At 73.6% G+C, this 19,071-nt stretch carries 20 protein-coding genes and 1 pseudogene; 10 read left to right on the top strand and 11 right to left on the bottom strand.

The genetic code is table 11. The features are described 5' to 3' along the window. Nucleotides 1-21 precede the first annotated feature (21 nt). Nucleotides 22-507: an SRPBCC family protein gene (locus tag ACFV2S_RS32345; protein ID WP_383787950.1), complete on the bottom strand. Its 486-nt coding sequence runs from the start codon at nucleotides 505-507 to the stop codon at nucleotides 22-24. A 163-nt stretch (nucleotides 508-670) separates the two neighbouring features. On the opposite strand from ACFV2S_RS32345, the gene ACFV2S_RS32340 reads away from it, so the two are divergent. From ACFV2S_RS32340 to ACFV2S_RS32310, 7 genes are all read left to right on the top strand, one after another. Continuing rightward, nucleotides 671-1,261 carry a PadR family transcriptional regulator gene (locus ACFV2S_RS32340; RefSeq protein WP_385567332.1) on the top strand — a complete coding sequence of 197 codons (591 nt, stop codon included), beginning with the start codon at nucleotides 671-673 and terminating at the stop codon, nucleotides 1,259-1,261. Nucleotides 1,262-1,346: 85 nt separating this feature from the next. After that, entirely contained in the window at nucleotides 1,347-1,796 is a 450-nt protein-coding gene (locus ACFV2S_RS32335; RefSeq protein ID WP_385567328.1) for a peroxiredoxin, read from the top strand. A gap of 163 nt (nucleotides 1,797-1,959) precedes the next feature. Then, nucleotides 1,960-2,355: an SHOCT domain-containing protein gene (locus tag ACFV2S_RS32330; protein WP_385567323.1), complete on the top strand. Its 396-nt coding sequence runs from the start codon at nucleotides 1,960-1,962 to the stop codon at nucleotides 2,353-2,355. Between the two features lie 77 nt (nucleotides 2,356-2,432). Beyond that, nucleotides 2,433-3,314, top strand: coding sequence for a hypothetical protein (locus ACFV2S_RS32325; protein ID WP_385567319.1), 882 nt, complete (start codon nucleotides 2,433-2,435; stop codon nucleotides 3,312-3,314). Between the two features lie 36 nt (nucleotides 3,315-3,350). Then, a complete protein-coding gene (locus ACFV2S_RS32320; protein WP_385567315.1) occupies nucleotides 3,351-3,800 on the top strand; it encodes an RrF2 family transcriptional regulator in 450 nt (149 codons plus the stop codon). Nucleotides 3,801-3,872: 72 nt separating this feature from the next. Next, nucleotides 3,873-5,060 carry a globin domain-containing protein gene (locus tag ACFV2S_RS32315; RefSeq protein ID WP_385567312.1) on the top strand — a complete coding sequence of 396 codons (1,188 nt, stop codon included), beginning with the start codon at nucleotides 3,873-3,875 and terminating at the stop codon, nucleotides 5,058-5,060. A gap of 141 nt (nucleotides 5,061-5,201) precedes the next feature. Beyond that, nucleotides 5,202-5,969 carry a rod shape-determining protein MreC gene (locus ACFV2S_RS32310; RefSeq protein ID WP_385567308.1) on the top strand — a complete coding sequence of 256 codons (768 nt, stop codon included), beginning with the start codon at nucleotides 5,202-5,204 and terminating at the stop codon, nucleotides 5,967-5,969. 552 nt (nucleotides 5,970-6,521) lie between these two features. Here ACFV2S_RS32310 and ACFV2S_RS32305 read toward each other — a convergent pair. The 5 genes from ACFV2S_RS32305 to ACFV2S_RS32285 all read right to left on the bottom strand — a co-directional run bounded on the left by ACFV2S_RS32305 (nucleotide 6,522) and on the right by ACFV2S_RS32285 (nucleotide 11,344). Next, nucleotides 6,522-7,307 (bottom strand): polysaccharide deacetylase family protein, encoded by a 786-nt coding sequence (locus ACFV2S_RS32305; RefSeq protein WP_385567304.1) that lies wholly within the window; start codon nucleotides 7,305-7,307, stop codon nucleotides 6,522-6,524. A gap of 194 nt (nucleotides 7,308-7,501) precedes the next feature. Then, entirely contained in the window at nucleotides 7,502-7,912 is a 411-nt protein-coding gene (locus ACFV2S_RS32300; RefSeq protein ID WP_385567300.1) for a hypothetical protein, read from the bottom strand. Between the two features lie 83 nt (nucleotides 7,913-7,995). Further along, nucleotides 7,996-9,543 (bottom strand): ATP-dependent DNA ligase, encoded by a 1,548-nt coding sequence (locus ACFV2S_RS32295; protein ID WP_385567295.1) that lies wholly within the window; start codon nucleotides 9,541-9,543, stop codon nucleotides 7,996-7,998. A 192-nt stretch (nucleotides 9,544-9,735) separates the two neighbouring features. Then, entirely contained in the window at nucleotides 9,736-10,773 is a 1,038-nt protein-coding gene (locus ACFV2S_RS32290) for a DUF6397 family protein (RefSeq protein ID WP_385567290.1), read from the bottom strand. Between the two features lie 157 nt (nucleotides 10,774-10,930). Further along, nucleotides 10,931-11,344 carry a roadblock/LC7 domain-containing protein gene (locus ACFV2S_RS32285; RefSeq protein WP_366039687.1) on the bottom strand — a complete coding sequence of 138 codons (414 nt, stop codon included), beginning with the start codon at nucleotides 11,342-11,344 and terminating at the stop codon, nucleotides 10,931-10,933. A gap of 165 nt (nucleotides 11,345-11,509) precedes the next feature. On the opposite strand from ACFV2S_RS32285, the gene ACFV2S_RS32280 reads away from it, so the two are divergent. Continuing rightward, nucleotides 11,510-11,935, top strand: a complete 426-nt coding sequence (locus tag ACFV2S_RS32280) for a PPOX class F420-dependent oxidoreductase (RefSeq protein WP_385567283.1) — start codon at nucleotides 11,510-11,512, stop codon at nucleotides 11,933-11,935. Between the two features lie 124 nt (nucleotides 11,936-12,059). Here the strand turns inward: ACFV2S_RS32280 and ACFV2S_RS32275 are convergent, their stop codons facing one another. The 5 genes from ACFV2S_RS32275 to ACFV2S_RS32255 are packed head-to-tail and all read right to left on the bottom strand — an operon-like array spanning nucleotide 12,060 to nucleotide 17,720. Further along, complete coding sequence (locus tag ACFV2S_RS32275) at nucleotides 12,060-12,677, bottom strand: ATP/GTP-binding protein (RefSeq protein ID WP_383787911.1); 618 nt, start codon at nucleotides 12,675-12,677, stop codon at nucleotides 12,060-12,062. Next, a complete protein-coding gene (locus tag ACFV2S_RS32270) occupies nucleotides 12,658-13,074 on the bottom strand; it encodes a DUF742 domain-containing protein (protein ID WP_385567277.1) in 417 nt (138 codons plus the stop codon). Before ACFV2S_RS32270 ends, ACFV2S_RS32275 begins: the two co-directional genes overlap by 20 nt. Before the next feature lie 13 nt (nucleotides 13,075-13,087). After that, nucleotides 13,088-13,522, bottom strand: coding sequence for a roadblock/LC7 domain-containing protein (locus ACFV2S_RS32265; protein ID WP_383787905.1), 435 nt, complete (start codon nucleotides 13,520-13,522; stop codon nucleotides 13,088-13,090). Beyond that, complete coding sequence (locus ACFV2S_RS32260) at nucleotides 13,519-16,833, bottom strand: nitrate- and nitrite sensing domain-containing protein (protein ID WP_385567272.1); 3,315 nt, start codon at nucleotides 16,831-16,833, stop codon at nucleotides 13,519-13,521. Before ACFV2S_RS32260 ends, ACFV2S_RS32265 begins: the two co-directional genes overlap by 4 nt. Nucleotides 16,834-16,892: 59 nt before the next feature. Continuing rightward, nucleotides 16,893-17,720, bottom strand: a complete 828-nt coding sequence (locus tag ACFV2S_RS32255) for an MHYT domain-containing protein (RefSeq protein ID WP_385567268.1) — start codon at nucleotides 17,718-17,720, stop codon at nucleotides 16,893-16,895. A 173-nt stretch (nucleotides 17,721-17,893) separates the two neighbouring features. Here ACFV2S_RS32255 and ACFV2S_RS32250 point away from each other — a divergent pair, with 173 nt between their 5' ends. Together ACFV2S_RS32250 and ACFV2S_RS32245 are read left to right on the top strand one after the other, a co-directional pair. Further along, a complete protein-coding gene (locus ACFV2S_RS32250; RefSeq protein WP_385567264.1) occupies nucleotides 17,894-18,499 on the top strand; it encodes a class I SAM-dependent methyltransferase in 606 nt (201 codons plus the stop codon). A 148-nt stretch (nucleotides 18,500-18,647) separates the two neighbouring features. Continuing rightward, nucleotides 18,648-18,947, top strand: a pseudogene (locus ACFV2S_RS32245) (hypothetical protein); the annotation flags it as partial. Nucleotides 18,948-19,071: the final 124 nt, after the last annotated feature.

Here is a 19,071-nt window from a genome sequence, read left to right as displayed (position 1 = left end):
GCCGGGTGCCCGGGGAGCGGTTCAGCGGGGCGGCTCCGGGAGTTCCTCGCCCGTCTCCAGAAGGGACTTGAGGCTGGAGATCAAGGCGGGCCAGCCCTCGCCGATCAGGTCCTTGATGATCCCGTCGGGCGCCAGGCCGCCATGGGTGACCGTGAGCTTGACGGTGTCGCCGGACGGCTCGATCACGAAGGTCACCCGGGACCGCGGCTCGCGGGCGAGGCGCTCGTACGCCTCCTGTTCGAGACGCACGGCGTCGGCCCAGTCCTTGGTGAAGGTGTGCCAGGTGTACGAGAGGAGGCGGCCGGGCCTGGCCTCGAGGACCACCTGATCCGGGTCCACGGTCCTGCGGCCGGCCTCGTCCCAGACCATGGCCGCGCCCGGGGTCCACGTCGTCTCGAAGGACACGCCCCAGTAGCGGCGGGTGAGCTCCGGCTCGGTGAGGGCCTGCCACAGCTCATCGGGGGTGGTCCGGATGTAGGTGGTGTAGACGAACGTGTCACTGTCCATCGCGCTGCCCCTCGGATCTGCTCCCCCGCGGCCGGCCCCCCTCCAGCCTAGACAGGCGCCGGACGGACGTGCCAGCGAAGGGCCGCCGTCCGGCAGGGGCGGCCTGCCACACCGGTTGAATAGGTGCGGAGGAAACTATTCAACGTGCTGCTAGCGTGTCCAGATGTCCCTCAAGCACGCCGTCCTCGCAGCTCTCCTGGAGGGCGAGGCCTCCGGATACGACCTGGCCAAGATCTTCGACGTGTCCGTCGCCAACTTCTGGGCCGCCACCCCGCAGCAGCTCTACCGCGAGCTGGAGCGGCTCGCCGAGGCCGGTCTCATCACGGCCCGCGTGGTGGAGCAGGAACGGCGCCCCAACAAGCGGATGTTCAGCCTCACGGAGCCGGGCCGCCAGGATCTGGTCGCCTACACGTCGGCGCCGCCTCGTCCGAGCGCCGTCCGTGACGAACTGCTGGTCCAGGTCCAGGCCTGCGACGAGGGCGACACCGAGGCCGTCCGGGGGTTCGTCGCCCTGCGGATGGAGACGGCCCGGGCGAAGCTGGCCCGGTACGAGCGGCTGCGGGAGTGGATGCTCGCCGGACGGGACGAGGAGACGTACCTGGGCGAGGCGGAGCGCGTCGGCCCCTACCTCACGCTCATGCGCGGCCGCTTCTTCGAGGAGGAGAACCTGCGCTGGGGCGAGCGGGCCCTCGCGGTGCTCGACCGGCGCGCCGCGGCGCGCTCCACGGCTCCTGAGGCGGTACGCCAAGGATGACGCCGGGCCTACCGTGCGGTAACGTCACCGGCCGGCCGCCGGAGGCACCGGTGGCGCCGTGGGAACGGATCGGGGCGGGCCTGAAATGAACGTCGGTGACCTCGTCGAGGACTTCACCCTTCCGGACGAGACGGGCGCCCCGCGCTCGCTGACCGGCCTGCTGGACGAAGGCCCGGTCGTCCTCTTCTTCTACCCGGCGGCCCTCACGCCGGGCTGCACCGCCGAAGCCTGTCACTTCCGGGACCTCGCCGCCGAGTTCCGCGCCGTCGGGGCCCTGCCCGTCGGCATCAGCACCGACGGGGTGGAGCGTCAGCAGGAGTTCGCCGAGCGGCACTCGCTCGGCTACCCCCTGCTGTCCGACCCGGACGGCGCCGTCCGGGAGCGGTTCGGCGTGAGGCGCGGGTTCTCGCTGGCGCCGACGAAGCGGGTCACCTTCGTGATCGGCCAGGACCGGCGGATCCGGGAGGTCGTCCGCAGCGAACTGCGGATGAGCGCCCACGCGGACCGCGCCCTCGCCGCCCTGCGCGGAGCCTGACCGGGGCGGCGGTCACGGCATCGACGGTCCGCGGTCCCCATCCGAACACGGCGCCGCGGGGTGCGCACGCGCAGCCGCCACGACGTGCGGGTGTGCGGGGGCTGGGTGAGACTCACTCCAACGCCGGGCTCCTCGGCCCGCGCGGGAACGGAGTGTGCAGGAAATGGACGACTACCCCCTCCTCAACGTGTTCTGGACCATGATGTGGTTCTTCCTCTGGATCATGTGGCTCTTCCTGCTGTTCAAGGTGATCACCGACATCTTCCGGGACCACGACCTCAACGGCTGGGCCAAGGCGGGCTGGCTGATCTTCTGCATCCTGCTCCCCTTCCTCGGTGTGTTCGTCTACGTGATCGCCCGCGGCAAGGGCATGAGCCGGCGTGACGTCAAGCAGGCCAAGCAGAGCGAGGCCGCGTTCCAGGACTACATCCGCAAGGCCGCGGGATCGCAGGGCGGCGGCAGCGCCACCGACGAACTGGCCCGGCTCGCCGACCTCAAGGCGAAGGGCGCCATCACGCCCGAGGAGTTCGAGAAGGCCAAGGCCAAGGTCCTCTCCTGAGACCACGGAGACGGCGGGCCGCGGGCCCGGAGAAGGGCGGGCGCGCTGACGGGCTCACGGGTTCCCTGCTGCGAGAGGTGGCGGCGGAACCCGCGAGGCTCCCGGAGGCGCTCGCCTCCTTCGCGCTGCGCCACCTCGGTCCGGGCGCCGGGCCCTCCGTCGAACGCCTCCGTGCCGCTCATCCCGACGCAGACCCGGCGACGCTGCGCTCCCTCGTCGTCAGCCGCGGACGCCGCCGGGTCGTCACGGAAGGGGCCTTCGTGGGGGGCCCGTTCCTCGTCCTCATCCCCGTCGCGTTCTGCGGAGCCCTGCTCTCCCAGGTGCGTACGGTGCTCGAACTCGCCGCCGCCGAGGGACGGGACCCCGCCGACCCGGAGCGGGCCGCCGAGCTGCTCGTCCTGCAGGGGGTGTACGAGGACACCGCGAGCGCCCGGGCCGCCCTGGAGACCCGCCCCGCCACGCCCCGCACCCGGCCCGCACGGGGCCGGACCGCCACCCTCTGGGACCTGGTCATGAGGATGGCGCGGCTCCTCGGCCTGCTGACACCCTCCGGCGAGGAGCGGTCGGGCCGGCCTGCACGCATCGGACAGTGGGTGCTCGTGGTCTGCGTGTTCCTGGTCGGCCTGGTGGCACCGCTGGTCTGGCTGCCCTACATGGCCGTCTCGTACAACCGCGCCACGACGCGCATGATGGACCGGGCCGTCGTCTTCTACGTGGGCTCACGGGACCTGCGCTCACCCCGCCGCCGGGTCGACCCGTCCATGGTCGCGGCGGGGCTGCGCGCGACGGCGTCGCTGCTGCTCCCGCTGGTCGGCCTGCTCGTGGTCGCCGCCACGGACACCCGGATCGGGGGCGGTCAGTGGCCGGTGGCCGGGATCGTCGTCGTGAGCAGCTGCCTGCTCACGGGCGGCTGGTGGCTGTGGCGGCGCCATCGGCGCCGGAGCGAGCCACCCCCTTAATACGCACATCAGATACCTCTTTGATACGGTCAGCTCGTGAGGCTGACGAAGTTCACCGACCTGGCGCTCCGTGCCGTGATGCGCCTGGCGGTCACCGCACCGGAGGAGTCCGTCACCACCCGCGAGGTGGCGGAGTCGATGGACGTGCCCTACGCGCACATGGCGAAGGTGGTCACGCGGCTCCAGCACCTCGGCGTGGTCGAGGCGCGCCGCGGCCGCGGCGGCGGACTGGCCCTGACGGCTCTGGGCCGGCGCTCTTCGGTGGGCTGGCTGACCAGGACCCTGGAGGGCGAGGAGGAGGTCGTCGCCTGCGAGGGCGATCCCCCGTGCCCGCTGCGCACCGCGTGCCGCCTGCGCGGAGCCCTGCGCGAGGCGCAGGGGGCCTTCTACCGCGCCCTCGACCCGCTGACCGTGGCGGACCTCGTGTCCTCGCCGACCGGACCCCTGCTCCTGACCCTCAGCCCGCGTCCCTCGCACTCCCCCTGATCGCGCCGGCTCCCGCCGGGAGCTTCCGCGCACCTTTAAATACGTAGATCATCTACCAGATTGAGAGTTCCCATGCTGTCCGAGCAGGCCGTACCGGTCGTCCGCGCCACCCTGCCCGCCGTCGGCGGCGCCCTCGACGAGATCACCGAGCGTTTCTACGGGCGGCTCTTCGCCGCCCGTCCGGAACTCCTCCGCGACCTGTTCAACCGGGGCAACCAGGCCAACGGCGAGCAGCGGAAGGCGCTCGCCGGCTCGATAGCCGCCTTCGCCGTCGCCCTGCTGGAGAACCCGGACAGCCGTCCGGACGCCATGCTGGCGCGGATCGCGCACAAGCACGCCTCGCTCGGCGTCACCTCCGAGCAGTACAAGACCGTGCACGAGCACCTCTTCGCCGCGATCGTGGAGGTCCTCGGCGACGCCGTGACCCCCGAGGTCGCGCAGGCCTGGGACGAGGTCTACTGGCTGATGGCGAACGCGCTCGTCTCCGTGGAGGCCCGTCTCTACCAGGAGGCCGGCGTGCCCGAGGGCCAGGTCTGGCGGACCATGGAGATCGCCGAGCGGCGCGAGGAGACGCCCGAGACGGCGTCCTTCGTCCTGCGTCCCGCCGACGGGACCGCCACGGCCTCGTTCCGGCCGGGCCAGTACGTGAGCGTCCGGGTCGCCCTGCCCGACGGCGCCCGGCAGATCCGCCAGTACAGCCTGTCCTCCGCTCCCGGCCGCCCGCAGTGGCGGATCACGGTGAAGCGCGTCGACGGCGACCCGGCGGGCGAGGTGTCCTCCTGGCTGCACGCCCACGCCCGCGCGGGCGACACCGTCGAGGTCTCGGCCCCGTTCGGCGACCTGGTCCTGCCCGAGGGCGACGGCCCCCTGCTGCTCGCCTCCGCCGGCATCGGCAGCACTCCGATGCTGGCGATGCTCGACCACCTGGCCGCCACCGGATCGACCCGGCCGGTCGTCGTGGTCCACGCCGACCGCGCCCCCGCCTCTCACGCGCACGCCGAGGAGCTGCGCCGCCTCGTGGACGCGCTGCCGCAGGGTGCGCTGCACCTCTGGTACGAGGAGCCGGGGGACTCCGGGGCCCGGCCGGGCCGGGCGGACGTCACGCTCATCGACCTGCCGGCGGGGACCCTCGCGTATCTGTGCGGGCCGCTCCCCTTCCTTCGCGCGGTGCGAGGGGACCTGCTCGGCCGGGGCACCGCCGCCGCCGACATCCACTACGAGGTGTTCGGCCCCGACCTGTGGCTCGGCTCCGAGAGCTGACCCACCCTCACCGCTCTGCGCATCTCCCCTGCTTCATGCCCTTCGATCCCCAAGCACCATGGCGCCGCAGCCACGGATATTGCATAGTGAGGTGCCATATCAACCTCGCAATCAGCGGGTCGCAGGAATGGGACGGAAGCGATGGGATCGTTCGGAGCAGCAGGGGGCAGCCGGGGCGCGCAGCGGCCGGTGCGCGGGATCGCCCTCGACATCGGCAGCTCCCGGACCCGCGCCTGGGCGCCGGGAGCGGGCGTCTTCGCGGACGTGCCGAGCGGTCCGGTGCGGCGCGGCCGGGTGACCGACACCGACTCCCAGCTCCGCCTGCTCCGGCGCCTGACGGCCTCCGCGCCGGGTGACGGCGGCCACGACACGGTCGTGATGCTGACCCATCCGGTCCTGGCGGGCCCGGAGGAGCGGGCGGCGGCGAAGCGGGTCGTGGACGCTCTCGGCCCGGTGCGGGTCATCGCCGTGGACAGCGCCCGCGCGGCGGCCGCCCATGCCGCCCCGTCCGGCGGGGGCCCGCTCCTCGTCGTCGACCTCGGCGCCCAGCTGACGGAGGTCACCCTCGTGGTGGACGGCCTCGTCGAGGACGCCCGGCTGGCCGAGGTGGGCCTGGACGACCTGTCGGCCTCGGGGAACGCGCCGGACGCGATCGCCGCGACGACCGCCGACATGGTGAGCGACATGTGGCGGCACGACGGCACCGGCGCCGTGCGCGGGGCGCTGCGCCGGGGCGTCCTGGTGACCGGCGGTGGCGCGCTGCGGCTCGACGTCACGGGGCGTCTCGCGCACCTGCTGCGTGCCCGGCTGCGCCTCGCGAACGATCCCTCCACCAGCGTCGTGCGCGGCGCCGGCCTGATGCTGGCCTCGGCCCTCCGCCATCCGGCCGGAGCCCTGCCGCGCGGCTGACGGCAGGGAGTGGCCGGGTCGCGGCGGAGGGCGCGCTCGCCGGGACTCCGGGGCGCGGGCCCCGCGAGCTCTACGGTGGCACCGCCCACGGGGAGCGATGGGGCGGCCCCGGCGAGGAGGGCGCGAGGGTGCGACAGGTGGTGCGGACCATGGGGTCCCCCTTCGATCGTCCCTGGTCGGAAGCCGGCGGGTGATCGTCTTCGTCGGCTCGGGAAGATCACTGCCCGCCGTTCGGGCCACCATGCCGGGCCTCACTCGAACGAGTCGAACGCGCCGGGGTGCGCGCCCCGCATGCGCCGCCCGCGTGCCGCGTGAGGGGGCTGGAGGCCTGAAACGGGCGGGGGGCGGGGAACGACAGAGCCCCGGTTGGACGGGGGATTCCAACCGGGGCCGATCGCCGTGACGGACGAAGAGCGGTCACCTCTGGGGGGGGACCTTGGGGACCGGACCCCTTCGCAGTCACATACATAGCAACGGTCGACCTTGCCCGAATGTTCCGAGGAATCCGGAGTGGGCGATGTGAGTCACCTCACCCGGTTTCAGCAGGTCCGCTCAGTCCCGCTCGGGGCGGTAGACCTCGCCGGGCTCGGCCTTCCCGGGAGCGAGGAGCTCGGGCACCGTCACGAACGTGAAGCCGCGACGCTTCAGCTCGTCGATGATCGACGGCACGGCCGGCACGGTTCCGTCGTAGATGTCGTGGAGCAGGATGATCCCGTCGCGGTGCGCGTTCTCCAGGACGCGCTGCCGTATGAGCGCCGAGTCGGTGGTGGAGTAGTCCTTGGCCGTGATGCTCCACAGGACCTGGGCGAGTCCGAGTTCGCGGCTGACGTCGGACACCGTGCCGTCCGTGCGGCCCTGCGGCGGGCGCATGAGGGTGGGCCTGTGCCCGGTGATCTTCTCTATCGCGTCCTGGGTGCGGGCCAGCTCCTCGCGGACCTCGGACTCGTCGAGGTCGGTCAGGATCCGGTGCGACCAGGTGTGGTTGGCGACCTCGTGCCCCTCGGAAGCGATGCGCCTGACGACGTCCGGGTAGCGGTCGACGTGCTTGCTGCCGAGGAGGAAGAAGGTGGCGGGCACCTGCTTCTCCTTGAGGACGTCGAGGAGGTGGGGAGTGTCCTCGCCCGGCCCCGCGTCGAAGGTCAGGGCTATGCACTTCACCTCGGCGCAGTCCACGCGCCGGGCCCCGTCGCCGGCCTTGTCGTCCGATCCGGCCTCCGCCCGGGCCTCCTGCGGGGTGAGGGGATCGACTCCGCAGGCCCCCAGCGTCAGCATCAGCGACGCGGCGGCGAGGAAGGCGGTGGTCACCGTCCGCGTTCGGCCAGGCCTGGATCGGAACATGGTGAACCCGCTTTCCCCGTGAATGTCTTCGATACGGCCGCCATCACCGCTGGTCAGGGCGGTGTGCACAACCGGAAGGCACTCTACACACGGTGTATACGGGGGGTGTCGGCGGGGTCCACCGACGGGTCCCGGGCACACGAGAACCCCGGGCGGCGCCCGTCCGCGCCACCCGGAGCCGCTGTGCGTCCCGGTCAGCGGGACCCGAGCAGGAGCCGGGCCTCGGTCTCCTGGTCGCCGGAGACGGCCTGCAGCGACTGGATGTCGAAGCCGGCGGCGAGCACCTTCTCGACCTCGTCGACGGCGTGGTAGCCGCCGGTGAGCGTGGCTCCGACCGGGGCGGTCAGGTGCGTGGGGCGCGCCTCCTCGTGCCGCCCTCCGGCCGTGTCGAACGTGGCGGTCCAGACGGTGGGGGTCGGCCCTGTGACCGCCTCGGGGCCCGGCGTCGCCATGTCCTCCCGCTGGTAGTACCGGCCGAGGACGTCGAACACGGCCTGGGCGTCCTCCTTGCCGCAGTCGCTGAGATGCACGTTGACGTCGGTGTCGATGTTCAGGTCGTACACGTCGCTCATCTCCTCGCGGCCCCCGGGCCGCTCGTGTGCCACGCGCTCCTCCTGCCGGGCGCTCGTCGTGCCACGTCTCCAGCATCCCTCGCGGGACGCCACCCCGCGAGGGCCGTCGACGGTGGTCAGCCGCCTTCGGTGATCCGCCGGACGGTGTCGGCCTCCGACGCGCTCTTGTCGGGCCTGTGCCGTACGACCCGCGCGAAGCGGAGCGTGACACCGGCCGGGTAGCGCGTCGACGCCTGGAGCCCGTCGTACGCGATCTCGACGACGAGCTCGGGCCGCACGCGCACGGTGAACCCGTCGTCCGACACGGCGAGTTCACCGAGTCGCTCGGTCTGCCAGCGCAGCATCTCGTCCGTGAGCCCCTTGAACGTCTTGCCGAGCATGACGAAGCCTCCGTCGGCAGCCCGCGCGCCGAGGTGGAGGTTGGAGAGCAGCCCGGTTCTGCGGCCGTGACCTCGCTCCACGGCGAGCACCACCAGATCGACCGTGTGGACGGGCTTCACCTTCAGCCAGCTGCGCCCCCGGCGGCCCGCCGCGTAGGGCGCTTCCAGTGCCTTGACGAGCACGCCTTCGTGGCCCCGGGCCAGGGTGTCCGCGTAGAACCGCTCGGCGGCCTCGGTCTGTGCGGGGTCGGCCGGATCGGTGACGACGGTCCGGCGCACCCGCTGGGACTCCGGCAGCAGACCGGCGAGGACGGAGTGGCGCTCCGGGCCGGGCCGGTCGATCAGTGACTCCCCCTCCACCGCGAGGACGTCGAAGAAGACCGCCGTGAGGGGAAGGGCGGCCCGCGCACCGGCCACATCGGCACGGGAGCCGACCCGGCCGGCGATCGACTGGAAGGAGACGGGGCGCCCCGTTCCGGGGTCGAGCGCGATCATCTCGCCGTCCAGGATGAACGCGTCCGCCGCGACGGCTCGCGCGGTCGCCACCACCTCGGGAAGGCGATCGGTGATGTCGTCCAGCGAGCGGGTGTACGCCCGGACGTCGTCGCCGCGCCGGTGCACCTGGACGCGGATCCCGTCGAGCTTCTCCTCGACGGCGCAGGCCCCGAGGGCGGCGACGGCCTCGGCGACCGAGGCCGCCGTGTGCGCGAGCATGGGCTGCACGGGGCTTCCGACGCGCAGGGTGAACCGGTTCAGCGCGCCGGCTCCCTCCGCCAGCACGGCCTGGGCCACCGGAGGCAGCGAGCCCTCCAGCATCACGGCGCGCCGCAGGTCACCGGCCGGCACCCCCGCTGCCCGGGCGACACCTTCCAGGGCGACGGCGTCGAGGGCCCCTTGGCGCACCTCGCCCGAAAGCAACCTCAGCAGCAGTTCCTGCTCCTCACGGGTCGCGGCGGCCAGCAGCGCGCGGACGAGCCGGGTCCGCTCGGCACGCGCTCCGGCTCCGGACACGGCGGCGAGCTCCGCCATCGCCTCGTCGACCCGCGCGAGCGTCAGTCCGGGTCGCTCCGCGGGCGGAACCGCGGGCGGGACGACGTCCTTGAGGATGCTCCACCCGACCCCGATCCGTCCCTGCGGCAGCCGCCCGGAGAGATAGGCGATGACGAGCGGGCTCTCCTCGGACCCGGCCTCGGCGAACAGCCCGGCCAGCAGAGCGATCTTCCCGGAGCGCGCGGAGACGGCGGCGACCTCCCGGGACACTTCGGCCACACGCGCCAGCAGCATGGGCCCATCCTCCCCACACCCCGCTCCGACCGCACGCCGGAGCCGCACGTCCGAGCCGCACGTCCGAGCCTCACCTCCGAGCTGAACGTCAAAGCCTCACCTCCGAGCTGAACGTCAGGGCCCCACACCTGAGCCGGACGTCAGGGCCGCACATCCGAGCTGCCCATCCGACGACCACGTCAGGTCCCCACGTCAGGGCCAGCCCGCGGGCCGCTTCGGCCGCCGGGGGCGTGTCGCTCCCGTCGCCCTCCCCCGACGGAAGCGCTCCAGGACTCTGACGCGCACCGTCCGGCCCGGCGGACGGCTGACGCCCGCGGACCACCCGGCCGGAAGCGGCACCGAATCGGCCGTGTCCACCGGTTCGGCAGGAACAGCCACCGGCTCCGCAGCGACAGCCACCAGCTCGGCAGGTACCGCCTCCCGAACGGCAAGCGCCTCAGCACCGCCCCCTGTCACCCACGTCTCACCGGGGTGGGGTGCCTGCCGCTCCGCGCGTGCCTCGTCCAGGGCGAGGGCCAGGCTCAGGCGGTGCCAGAGGATCTCGTCCGGGTCGTCGGCCAGCGTCAGGCGCTCGGCGATCTCGCGCGCGACCGGCGACACCGGCATCCCGGGCGGCGGTGGCGGCCTCAGCCGGTCCAGGTGCGTGCGCTCGTACGGATCGTCGACGACCTCGGCGAGCTGGACCGGGTCGAGGAGGGAGGCGATGGCGGCGGCCCGCGCCCACGGATCCTCGGTGGCCCGGAGCAACAGACCGAGCCGCCGCGTCCGCCAGTTCCTCGGCCGCCGGTCCACGTGTTCGGCGAGGCGCTCGCGGAGCTCCTGCGGAAGCCGCCCGACGAGGAGGTCCGGACAGGTGAGGCCGAACTCGACGACCTCCTGCGCCAGATACATCCACACCACCATCCGGTAGCGGTTCAGCGAGAACCGCACCGGACTCAGGTGGCCCGTCCTGGCCAGCCGGGTGAACCGGTCGGCGGTGATCCCTAGGAGGGCGGCCGCCTCCCTCGTACCGACCGCGCGCACCCGCTCGCGCAGGCCGGCCGGGAAGTCCGGCGCGGCCCTGAGGCGGTCGAGCTCGCTCCGCTCGATCCGCCTCCGGTCCCCCTCACCGGCCGGCACGGTCCTCACCACGCCGAGCTGAACCGCGAGCCGGAACTCGCCACGCCTCAGCTCCAGTTCCTGCGCGGCCCGCCCCGCTGTCACCGTACGCGCTCCCTCGTCCACCGCCATGACGCGGCCCTCCCCCTGTGTCCGTGTTCCCCTCGACTCGTGAGCCTCTCGGACCCACGAAGAAGAACGTAACGCAGAGTGACGACACTCGCACGGCCTGTGGACGGAGACCTGTGGACAACCGTCCCGGCCGCCGGCGCCGTCAGAGCACGCGCCGTCAGAGCACGCCGCCGCCCGGGATCCCGGGCTGTCGTGCCGCCACCCCCAGGTGTTCGCCGACCCGGTTCACCAGCAGCGTCATCTCGTACGCCACCTGGCCGACGTCCGCCTCGGCAGCACTCAGGACGCACAGGCAGCTGCCCTCGCCCGCCGCCGTCACGAAGAGCAGCGCGTCGTCGAACTCCACCATGGTCTGCCGTGCCCGGCCAGCGCGGAAATGCCGGCCGGAGCCCCGTGCGAGGCTGTGCAGCCCGGAGGAGACCGCGGCGAGGTGCTCGGCGTCCTCGCGGACGAGTCCGCTGCTCGCGCCCGTCACCAGACCGTCGTTCGACAGCACCAGCGCGTGCCGTATGTAGCCGACCCGCTGGGTCAGGTCGTCCAGGAGCCAGTCAAGTCCCTTGTCCAATGCCATCAGTGGTCCTCCCCCTAGCCGGTGCGGCCCCTCGGCCCGGACCCTGGTGGTCCGCGATCCGTGGTGGTCCGTACCGTCGTGGTCCGCGTATCGCCGCAAGCCTTACGCACTGTCGTGGACAGGGCAAGCACTGCACCACGCCTGCGCGTGCCGCAGGATGGGTGCATGACGAGGATGACCGAGGATCAGTGGCGGGCCTTCGTGTCCGAGGGAACCCGTACGGGCAAACTGGCGACCGTGCGCGACGACGGCAGTCCGCACGTCGTACCGGTCTGGTTCCTGCTCGACGGCGACGACCTGGTGTTCAACACCGGCAAGGACACGGTGAAGGGCCGCAACCTCGCCCGTGACGGCCGGGTGTCCCTGTGCGTCGACGACGACACCCCGCCCTTCGCCTATGTCTCGCTGCGCGGACGCGCCGAACTCAGCGAGGATCCGGCCGAGTTGCGGCACTGGGCAGCCCGGATCGGCGGTCGCTACATGGGAGCGGACCGGGCGGAGGAGTTCGGGGAGCGCAACGCCGTCCCCGGTGAACTCCTCGTCAGGGTGCGGATCGAGAAGGTGGTCGCCGAGGCGGGCATCGCCGACTGAGACCCGGCCGGGCCGCCTCGGGGAGCCCCCTCGCCACTGGCCTGCCCCCCCGGCCGGTCGCCTCGGCGAGACCCCCTCGCGGCCTGCCGGCCCCGCCGGGCCGCCCAAGTCCTCGGCGCGCCCCTCAGCCGACCGAGTCCAAGAGGCGCGCGGTGTGCATCCGCCCGGCGTACTCGACCAGGCGGATCAGCACTTCCTTGCCCGAATCGCGGTCGCGCGCGTCGCACAGCACGACGGGCGTGCCGCGGTCCAGGTCGAGGGCCCGGGACACGTCGTGCGCCCCGTACGTACGCGCGCCCGTGAAGCAGTTGACCGCGACCACGAACGGGATCTTCCGGTGCTCGAAGTAGTCGACCGCCGGGAAACAGTCCTCCAGGCGGCGGGTGTCGGCGAGGACGACGGCCCCCAGGGCGCCCTGCGACAGCTCGTCCCAGAGGAACCAGAAGCGGTCCTGCCCGGGCGTGCCGAAGAGGTAGAGGGAGAGCCCTGAGCGGATCGTGATGCGTCCGAAGTCCATGGCGACGGTGGTGGTCGTCTTCTGGTCGACGCCCCCGGTGTCGTCGACCAGTTCGCCCGCCCTGCTGAGCTGTTCCTCGGTCCGCAGGGGCCGGATCTCGCTGACCGCGCCGACGAGGGTGGTCTTGCCCACCCCGAACCCGCCGGCGACCAGGATCTTCAGGGCGAGGGCGGAGGTGTCCGCGTCGTCGCCGGCGCCGCTGCTCTCAGAGCGCTCGTAGGCCATCGATTACTTCCCTCAGGATTCTTTCGTCAGGGAGCTGGGCAGGGGGAACGGGGCGGCTGACCCGCACGAAACCCGATTCGAGGAGGTCGCCGAGGAGGACGCGGACGACACCGACGGGCAGGTCGGCGTCGGCGGCGAGTTCGGCCACCGACTGCGTCTCGGCCCGGCACAACGTGAGCAGGGACCGGTGCTCGGGGCCGAGGAGCGCCTCCTCGGCCGGTCCGGGCGGCTCGTCGTCCACGACGACGAGGGCGATGAGGTCGAACCGTACGTTGCTGGGCCCCGGCTTGGTCCGTCCACCGGTCATCGCGTACGGACGCACGAGCGGTCCGGCCTCCGCGTCGTACCACTGACTGCCCGGTACGGACCGGCCGTCGCCGCTGCTGTCGTCGTCCATGGCTCTCTCCGGGTCAGCCGACGGCGGGCGGGGTCACCGTGAGCCGCGGCGGGGTGTGCAGGTGCTCGCCGACGCGCTTGACGAGCCGGGCCATCTCGTAGGCGATGAGGCCGATGTCCGCGCCGGCGGAGCTGAGGACGGCGAGACAGGAGCCGTCGCCCGCCGCGGCGACGAAGAGGAAGCCGTCGTCCATCTCGACCATCGTCTGACGGACCCCGCCGGTGTGGAACTGGCGTCCTGCGCCCTTCGCGAGGCTCTGGAAGCCGGAGGCGATGGCGGCCAGATGCTCGGCGTCCTCACGGCTGAGCCCGCTGGAGGCGCCCACGGCGAGTCCGTCGTTCGAGAGGACCACGGTGTGGCGGACCTCGCGGACGCGCGTGACGAGGTCGTCGAGGAGCCAGTCCAGTTCGCCGGACCGGTGGTGCGAGGTCCGTTCGTGGTCGATCATGCGTCGTCTCCTTCGGAGCGAGGGTCGAGGGGGGCGGTGCCGTGGCCGGGGTCGTGGGCCGTGCGGGTGCCGAAGCCCGTGCCGAGGGGGCGCCTGGTGCCCGGGACGGCGCCACCGCCCCGCTGCCATCCGTCCTGGTAGGCCGTCATGCGGTCCCGGACCAGCTCGGGGGTCCGTGCGTCCGGGGTGCCGGTCGGGACGGCTACGGTCACCGGCGTCGGAGCCGGTGCCTGGCGCAGCTGCGGGACGAGGCTCGCCTGCCGTACGCGACGGGGCAGTTCGACCGCGACGTCGGCTTCGGCGTCGGCGTCGCCTCGACCGGTGGGTACGTCGGGTCCCGCGGGTCCCCCCTGGCGAGCGGAGCCGCCGGGACCCGCCCGGTCGGCCGGCGCGACGGGCGGCTGAACCCCGGACGGCGTCGGTACGGAGACACCGCGGCGGCGCAGTTCGGTGACCCCGGCGGGTGTGGGTCCGGTCCCGGCACTCGACCCGGTCCCGGCGGGTGTGGCTCCGGTCCCGGCGACAGGCCCGGTCCCGGCACCTGCCCCGTCCCCGGCACCCGGCCCGGATCCGGGCTCCGGACGGGCGGCGAGGGCAGGCACGACGGTCGGGCGGGCGAGCGGCTGCGGCCGGGCGGCGGGCAGCGACCGGGGCGGGACCGGGGGCCGCGCTCCGTCCGTCTGCCGGGGGAGGTTCCCGGGCCGTGCCCCCGCGGGTGGCTGCGAAGCGGCCGGGCGTCCGGGCGCACCGACCACGCCCGACACGCCCGCCGCACCACCCCCAGTCGATGCCCCCGACGCACCCGGCGCGCCCAACGCACCGGACCGGGCCGGATCTCCGGGGCGCGCGGGGCCCGTCACCCCAGCCGGGCCGACCTGGGGAGGCAGCGGCGGCACCTGGGGCCGGCCGAAACGGCGGGCCTCGGCGCGGTGCGCCTCCTCCCGCTCCCGCGCCGCCCGCTCGTCGGCGGAACGCGGTGCCGCGCCGTTCCCGCCGCCGGGGCCGGCTCCGGACTCCGTGCGCGGACGGGGGTTCCCCACGCTCGGCGTTCTCTCCTGCGCGGTGTCGGCCGGTGCCGTTCCGCGGCCGGCCGGCAGCGCCCCCTGGAGCACATCCGTCGGGAGCAGGACGACGGCGGTCGTGCCGCCGTACGGGGAGGTCCGCAGATGGACCTGGATGTCGTGCCGCGACGAGAGGCGGCTGACCACGAACAGGCCGAGCCGGTCGCTGTCGAAGAGGTCGAGGGCCTCGGACTGCGCGATGCGGGCGTTCGCCTCGGCGAGGGTCTCCTTGCCCATGCCGAGCCCGCGGTCCTCGATCTCCAGGGCGTAGCCGTTGCCGACGGGTTCACCGCTGACCCGCACCTTCGTGTGGGGCGGGGAGAACTGGGCGGCGTTCTCGATGAGCTCGGCGAGGAGGTGGGTGAGGTCCGCGACGGCTCCGCCCACGACGGCCGTCTCGGGGAGCCGGCGTACCTCCACGCGCGCGTAGTCCTCGATCTCGGAGACGGCGGCGCGGACGACGTTGGTGAGGGGGACGGGCATGCGCCAGGCGCGGCCGGGCGCGGCTCCGGAGAGGATGATCAGGCTCTCGGCGTGGCGCCGCATGCGGGTGGTGAGGTGGTCGAGCCGGAACAGGTCGCCGAGCTCGTTGGGGTCGTCGGCGCGCCTCTCCATGCTGTCCAGGAGGTTGAGCTGCCGGTGGACGAGGACCTGGCTGCGGCGGGCGAGGTTGACGAAGACCCCGGAGATCCCGCTGGCGAGTTCGGCGCGTTCGACGGCGGCGGAGAGCGCCGCGCGGTGGACGGTGGTGAGGGCCTCGCCGACCTGGCCGATCTCGTCCTGGGAGACGGGCCCGGGCGGGGCCTCGGTCCTGACGTCGATCTCCTCGCCCGCGCGGAGCCGGCGCATGGCCGAGGGAAGTTTGCGGCGTGCGATGCCGAGGGCGGTGTTGCGGAGGCTGACGAGCTCGACGACGAGGCCGCGGCCGATGCGTACCGAGATGACGAGCGAGGCGGCGACGGCCGCGAGGCCGAGTACGACCGCCGCGCCACCCGTGGTGAGGGCGCCGCCGGTGAACGGATCGGTGCGGTCGGCGGCCGCGCCGCGCGCGTCGGTCTCGATCGCGGTCAGTCCGCCGAGTACGGCGGCGAGGGTGTCGTCCCACTCGGCGGAGGTGACCGCCTGGGCGGCGGGGCGGCCTGAGGTCGCGGCGCTGACGCGGTCCTCGTTCCGGGTGAGGCGGGCGTGGTCGCCGCCGGCGGAGAGCCGGGCCCAGGCGGCGCGTTCGGCGGCGGGCAGGTCGTCGGTGGCCGAGGCGAGGAGGGTGCGGCGGGTCTCTACGGCCCCGGAGAAGTCCCGGAGCCGGTCCGCGGTGAGCCGGCCGGTGAGGTGGGCGGAGGTGAGGAGGGCGTCCTCGCGGGACAGCATCTCGCCGGCCCGGCCGAATTCGAGGAGTACGCGCGCGTCGGCCCCTTGCCCGGCGTCCTGGATGCCGGTGAGGGCGCCGCCGACGGCGAAGGCGGCGGAGATGGTGTCCGTGTACTCCTCGTAGACCTGGTCCCAGTCGGCGCGCCCGTCGACCGCGGCGGTACGGAGCCGGGCGAGGCCCTCGACCCTGCCGACGAAGGCGCTCACCCGGCCGCCCACGTCGCCGGGCAGGTCCCCGGTGTCGCCCACGGTGTGCGAGCCGTCCAGACGCAGCCGGTCGACGGCCCCGTCCGTCCGGCGGATCCGGTCCCTGAGCTCGGCGGCCCCAGCGGCGCCCGGCGCCGCGACCTGGCGTACGGCGGCGCGCCGTTCGGCCTGGAGGGCGGCGAGGGCCGCCGTCACGGGTTCGCCGATCTCGGCGTCGACGCGCTGGAGCCGGCGGAGCCCGGCGACGTCCTGTGCGGTGGTGACGGTGGCGAAGCCCCAGAGGGCGAGGAGCGACACGACCGGGACCATCAGGAGCGAGACGATCTTGGCGCGGACCGTACGCGGGCGCAGTCCGTGGAAGGTGGGGCGGACTCGGTCCGCGTCGGGGGCGTGCGGCCCCCTGGCGGCCCCGGCTCGCCCGTGGGCGTCGCCGCGAACGGGACGGTCGGTGCCTCGCCCGTGGGCATCACTGCGCAGGGGACGGTCGGTGCCTGCGGCGGAGGGCCCGTCCGGGTCCTGGGCGACCCTGCCCGCACGGCCCGCGGTGGGGAAGGCCTCGGGGGTCCGCTCCCCCGGCTCGTCGGCGGGCGGGCCCGCGTGTGCGCGCCGCCCGCGCGCGGCCGCCGGTCGCGGTGTGTCCGCCTCGGCGTCCTTGGTCTTGCGGGGAGTTCGCATGGCCTCCTCGTTCCGCTGTGTCTGTCTCTGGTGCGGTGGGTCGTCCGTCGGGGGTCGGGTCAGGGACGTACGGGTGCTTCCGAGGTGCGGAAGCCGGGGGGTGCGACGTCGACGGCGCGCTCGTCCGGTTCGGTCAGGCGTCCCGCGGAGGCGTAGGCGGCGCGTTCCCCGGCCGTCGGGGAGAGGGCGACGAAGGCGGAGGTGATGAAGAGGTACGAGCCGAGGCCGACGGCGAGCGGGAAGATGAACTGCATGAGCGACGCTCCCGGGAGAGCGGCGGCGGAGGGGACGACGTCGACCCGCACGGCGAGCATGCCGGTGTAGTGCATGCTGCTGACGGCCGCGCCCATCACGAGCGAGGCGGCGGCCACGGCGGCGGGCCGGTGGATGTTGAGCGCGGCCCAGAGCGCGGCCGTGGCGGCGACGACGGCGATCAGCACCGAGAGTCCGACGAGCAGCGGGTCGTACCGCACCTGGCCGTGGAGCCGGAGCGCGGCCATGCCCAGGTAGTGCATGCACGCCACGCCGATGCCCGTGGTCAGTCCGCCGACGAGGAGCGAGCGGACCGGATCGCGTCCGTAGCCGACGGCGAAGACTCCGACGCCGACGACGGCCATCGCGCCGACGAGGCTGAGGAGGGTGAGCGGCACGTCGTACCGGATGTCGGTGCCCGTCACGCCGAATCCGAGCATCGCGACGAAGTGCATCGTCCAGATGCCGGTTCCGATGGCGGAGGCCGCGGTGAGCAGCCAGTTGCGTCGTGACCGGCCGGTCGCGTCGAGCGCTCGTACGGTGCAGCGCAGCCCGAGGGCGGCACCGATGCAGGCCATCGCGTACGACAGCACGGGTGTCAGCCAGCCGAAGGTGGCGTGGTCCAGGTGTCCCATGGCTCAGGGACGGTAGTGCGCATCGGGGGGCGCACCGGGGGCGCATTTCGAAAGCTGCCGGAATATGACAGAGAGACGATCCCGAACGATCACGCCGGGCTCGAACGTGGACACAGAAGGTTCACCCCTCCGTGTGAGGAATCGTGGGCGGATTCGTACGCGATCATGAGTCCATGAGCGATGACCCCACACACGTACGAGAGTTCTTCGGCGCCCGCGCCGCCGACTGGGACAGCCGGTTCCCCGACGACGGCGCCGCGTATGCCGCCGCCGTCGGCGAGCTCGGCCTGCGCCCCGGTGACGCCGTGCTCGACGCCGGCTGCGGGACCGGCCGGGCGCTGCCGCCGCTCCGTGCCGCCGTCGGCCCTGCCGGCACGGTGATCGGGGCCGATCTCACGCCCGAGATGATCGGCGAGGCCGTGGCCGCGGGACGTGCCGGTGAGACCGGCGGGACACTGCTGCTCACCGACGTCGGCCGGCTGCCGGTGCGCGACGGCGCGCTCGACGCCGTCTTCGGGGCCGGACTCATCTCGCACCTCGCGGAACCCGTCGACGGCCTGCGGGAACTCGCCCGGGTGGTACGGCCCGGGGGCCGCCTGGCGCTCTTCCACCCGATCGGGCGGGCCGCCCTCGCGGCCCGTCACGGCCGGCAGATCACGCCGGACGACCTGCGCGCCGAGCCCCGCCTGCGCCCTCTGCTCGCCGAGGCCGGGTGGCGGCTCGTCAGCTACGTCGACGAGGACACCCGCTACCTGGCCCTCGCCGTCCGCGAGGGGTGACCGCGGCGTAGTTCCGACCCGACCGTCATCCGCCCCCGGAGCGATCTCCGTCTCGGCCATCACGGATACCAACGCACCCTTCTTTACCGGCACTTCACTGTCTACCGTGGAGTTGCCGGGCAGTCGTGCCCGGGAGAGGCGGCGGACCGTGGCACGAGTTCCGGAAACACTGCGCAGACTCCTCCCCTCCGGCCGGAGGGCCTCGGAGACCGCCGCGCCGGCGCCACCGCGCCCCCGGCAGGGCCACAACCTCTTCGAGGCGGCCGCCGAGTACGTGGCCGCCTGCGCCGAGGACGATCCCGCGCGGGCGGAGGAGGCGGCGAGCCGGGTCTCCCCCGGCATGCTCTCCTTCGGCGTCAACGAGCTCGCCTGCCGTGCGCTGCTCACCCTCGCCCGGGAACGGAACCAGTCCCCCCGCACGGTGGCCCGCTCGCTGCTCGGCCTCCCGGACCGGGGGGGGGGGCGGCGCGCGCCCCCCCCCCCCCACCAGCAGACCAGAGGCAAGAGGGAGGAAAGCAGGGGGGAGGGCGCAAAAGAGAGGGAGACGCACGAGAAAGAGGAGGAGAGCGCGC

Origin of the sequence: Streptomyces sp. NPDC059695 (assembly GCF_042733785.1) — a bacterium.
Classification (GTDB): domain Bacteria; phylum Actinomycetota; class Actinomycetes; order Streptomycetales; family Streptomycetaceae; genus Streptomyces.
Note: the sequence above shows the minus strand (reverse complement) of the source record. Positions and strands in the feature narration are given on the sequence as shown.

What these genes read in the sequence shown, in the direction of transcription:
- ACFV2S_RS32345 (WP_383787950.1), bottom strand. Translation starts at nt 507, where the DNA reads ATGGACAGTGACACGTTCGTCTACACCACCTACATCCGGACCACCCCC.
- ACFV2S_RS32340 (WP_385567332.1), top strand. Translation starts at nt 671, where the DNA reads ATGTCCCTCAAGCACGCCGTCCTCGCAGCTCTCCTGGAGGGCGAGGCC.
- ACFV2S_RS32335 (WP_385567328.1), top strand. Translation starts at nt 1,347, where the DNA reads ATGAACGTCGGTGACCTCGTCGAGGACTTCACCCTTCCGGACGAGACG.
- ACFV2S_RS32330 (WP_385567323.1), top strand. Translation starts at nt 1,960, where the DNA reads ATGGACGACTACCCCCTCCTCAACGTGTTCTGGACCATGATGTGGTTC.
- ACFV2S_RS32315 (WP_385567312.1), top strand. Translation starts at nt 3,873, where the DNA reads ATGCTGTCCGAGCAGGCCGTACCGGTCGTCCGCGCCACCCTGCCCGCC.
- ACFV2S_RS32310 (WP_385567308.1), top strand. Translation starts at nt 5,202, where the DNA reads ATGGGATCGTTCGGAGCAGCAGGGGGCAGCCGGGGCGCGCAGCGGCCG.
- ACFV2S_RS32305 (WP_385567304.1), bottom strand. Translation starts at nt 7,307, where the DNA reads ATGTTCCGATCCAGGCCTGGCCGAACGCGGACGGTGACCACCGCCTTC.
- ACFV2S_RS32295 (WP_385567295.1), bottom strand. Translation starts at nt 9,543, where the DNA reads ATGCTGCTGGCGCGTGTGGCCGAAGTGTCCCGGGAGGTCGCCGCCGTC.
- ACFV2S_RS32290 (WP_385567290.1), bottom strand. Translation starts at nt 10,773, where the DNA reads ATGGCGGTGGACGAGGGAGCGCGTACGGTGACAGCGGGGCGGGCCGCG.
- ACFV2S_RS32285 (WP_366039687.1), bottom strand. Translation starts at nt 11,344, where the DNA reads ATGGCATTGGACAAGGGACTTGACTGGCTCCTGGACGACCTGACCCAG.
- ACFV2S_RS32280 (WP_385567283.1), top strand. Translation starts at nt 11,510, where the DNA reads ATGACGAGGATGACCGAGGATCAGTGGCGGGCCTTCGTGTCCGAGGGA.
- ACFV2S_RS32275 (WP_383787911.1), bottom strand. Translation starts at nt 12,677, where the DNA reads ATGGCCTACGAGCGCTCTGAGAGCAGCGGCGCCGGCGACGACGCGGAC.
- ACFV2S_RS32270 (WP_385567277.1), bottom strand. Translation starts at nt 13,074, where the DNA reads ATGGACGACGACAGCAGCGGCGACGGCCGGTCCGTACCGGGCAGTCAG.
- ACFV2S_RS32265 (WP_383787905.1), bottom strand. Translation starts at nt 13,522, where the DNA reads ATGATCGACCACGAACGGACCTCGCACCACCGGTCCGGCGAACTGGAC.
- ACFV2S_RS32260 (WP_385567272.1), bottom strand. Translation starts at nt 16,833, where the DNA reads ATGCGAACTCCCCGCAAGACCAAGGACGCCGAGGCGGACACACCGCGA.
- ACFV2S_RS32255 (WP_385567268.1), bottom strand. Translation starts at nt 17,720, where the DNA reads ATGGGACACCTGGACCACGCCACCTTCGGCTGGCTGACACCCGTGCTG.
- ACFV2S_RS32250 (WP_385567264.1), top strand. Translation starts at nt 17,894, where the DNA reads ATGAGCGATGACCCCACACACGTACGAGAGTTCTTCGGCGCCCGCGCC.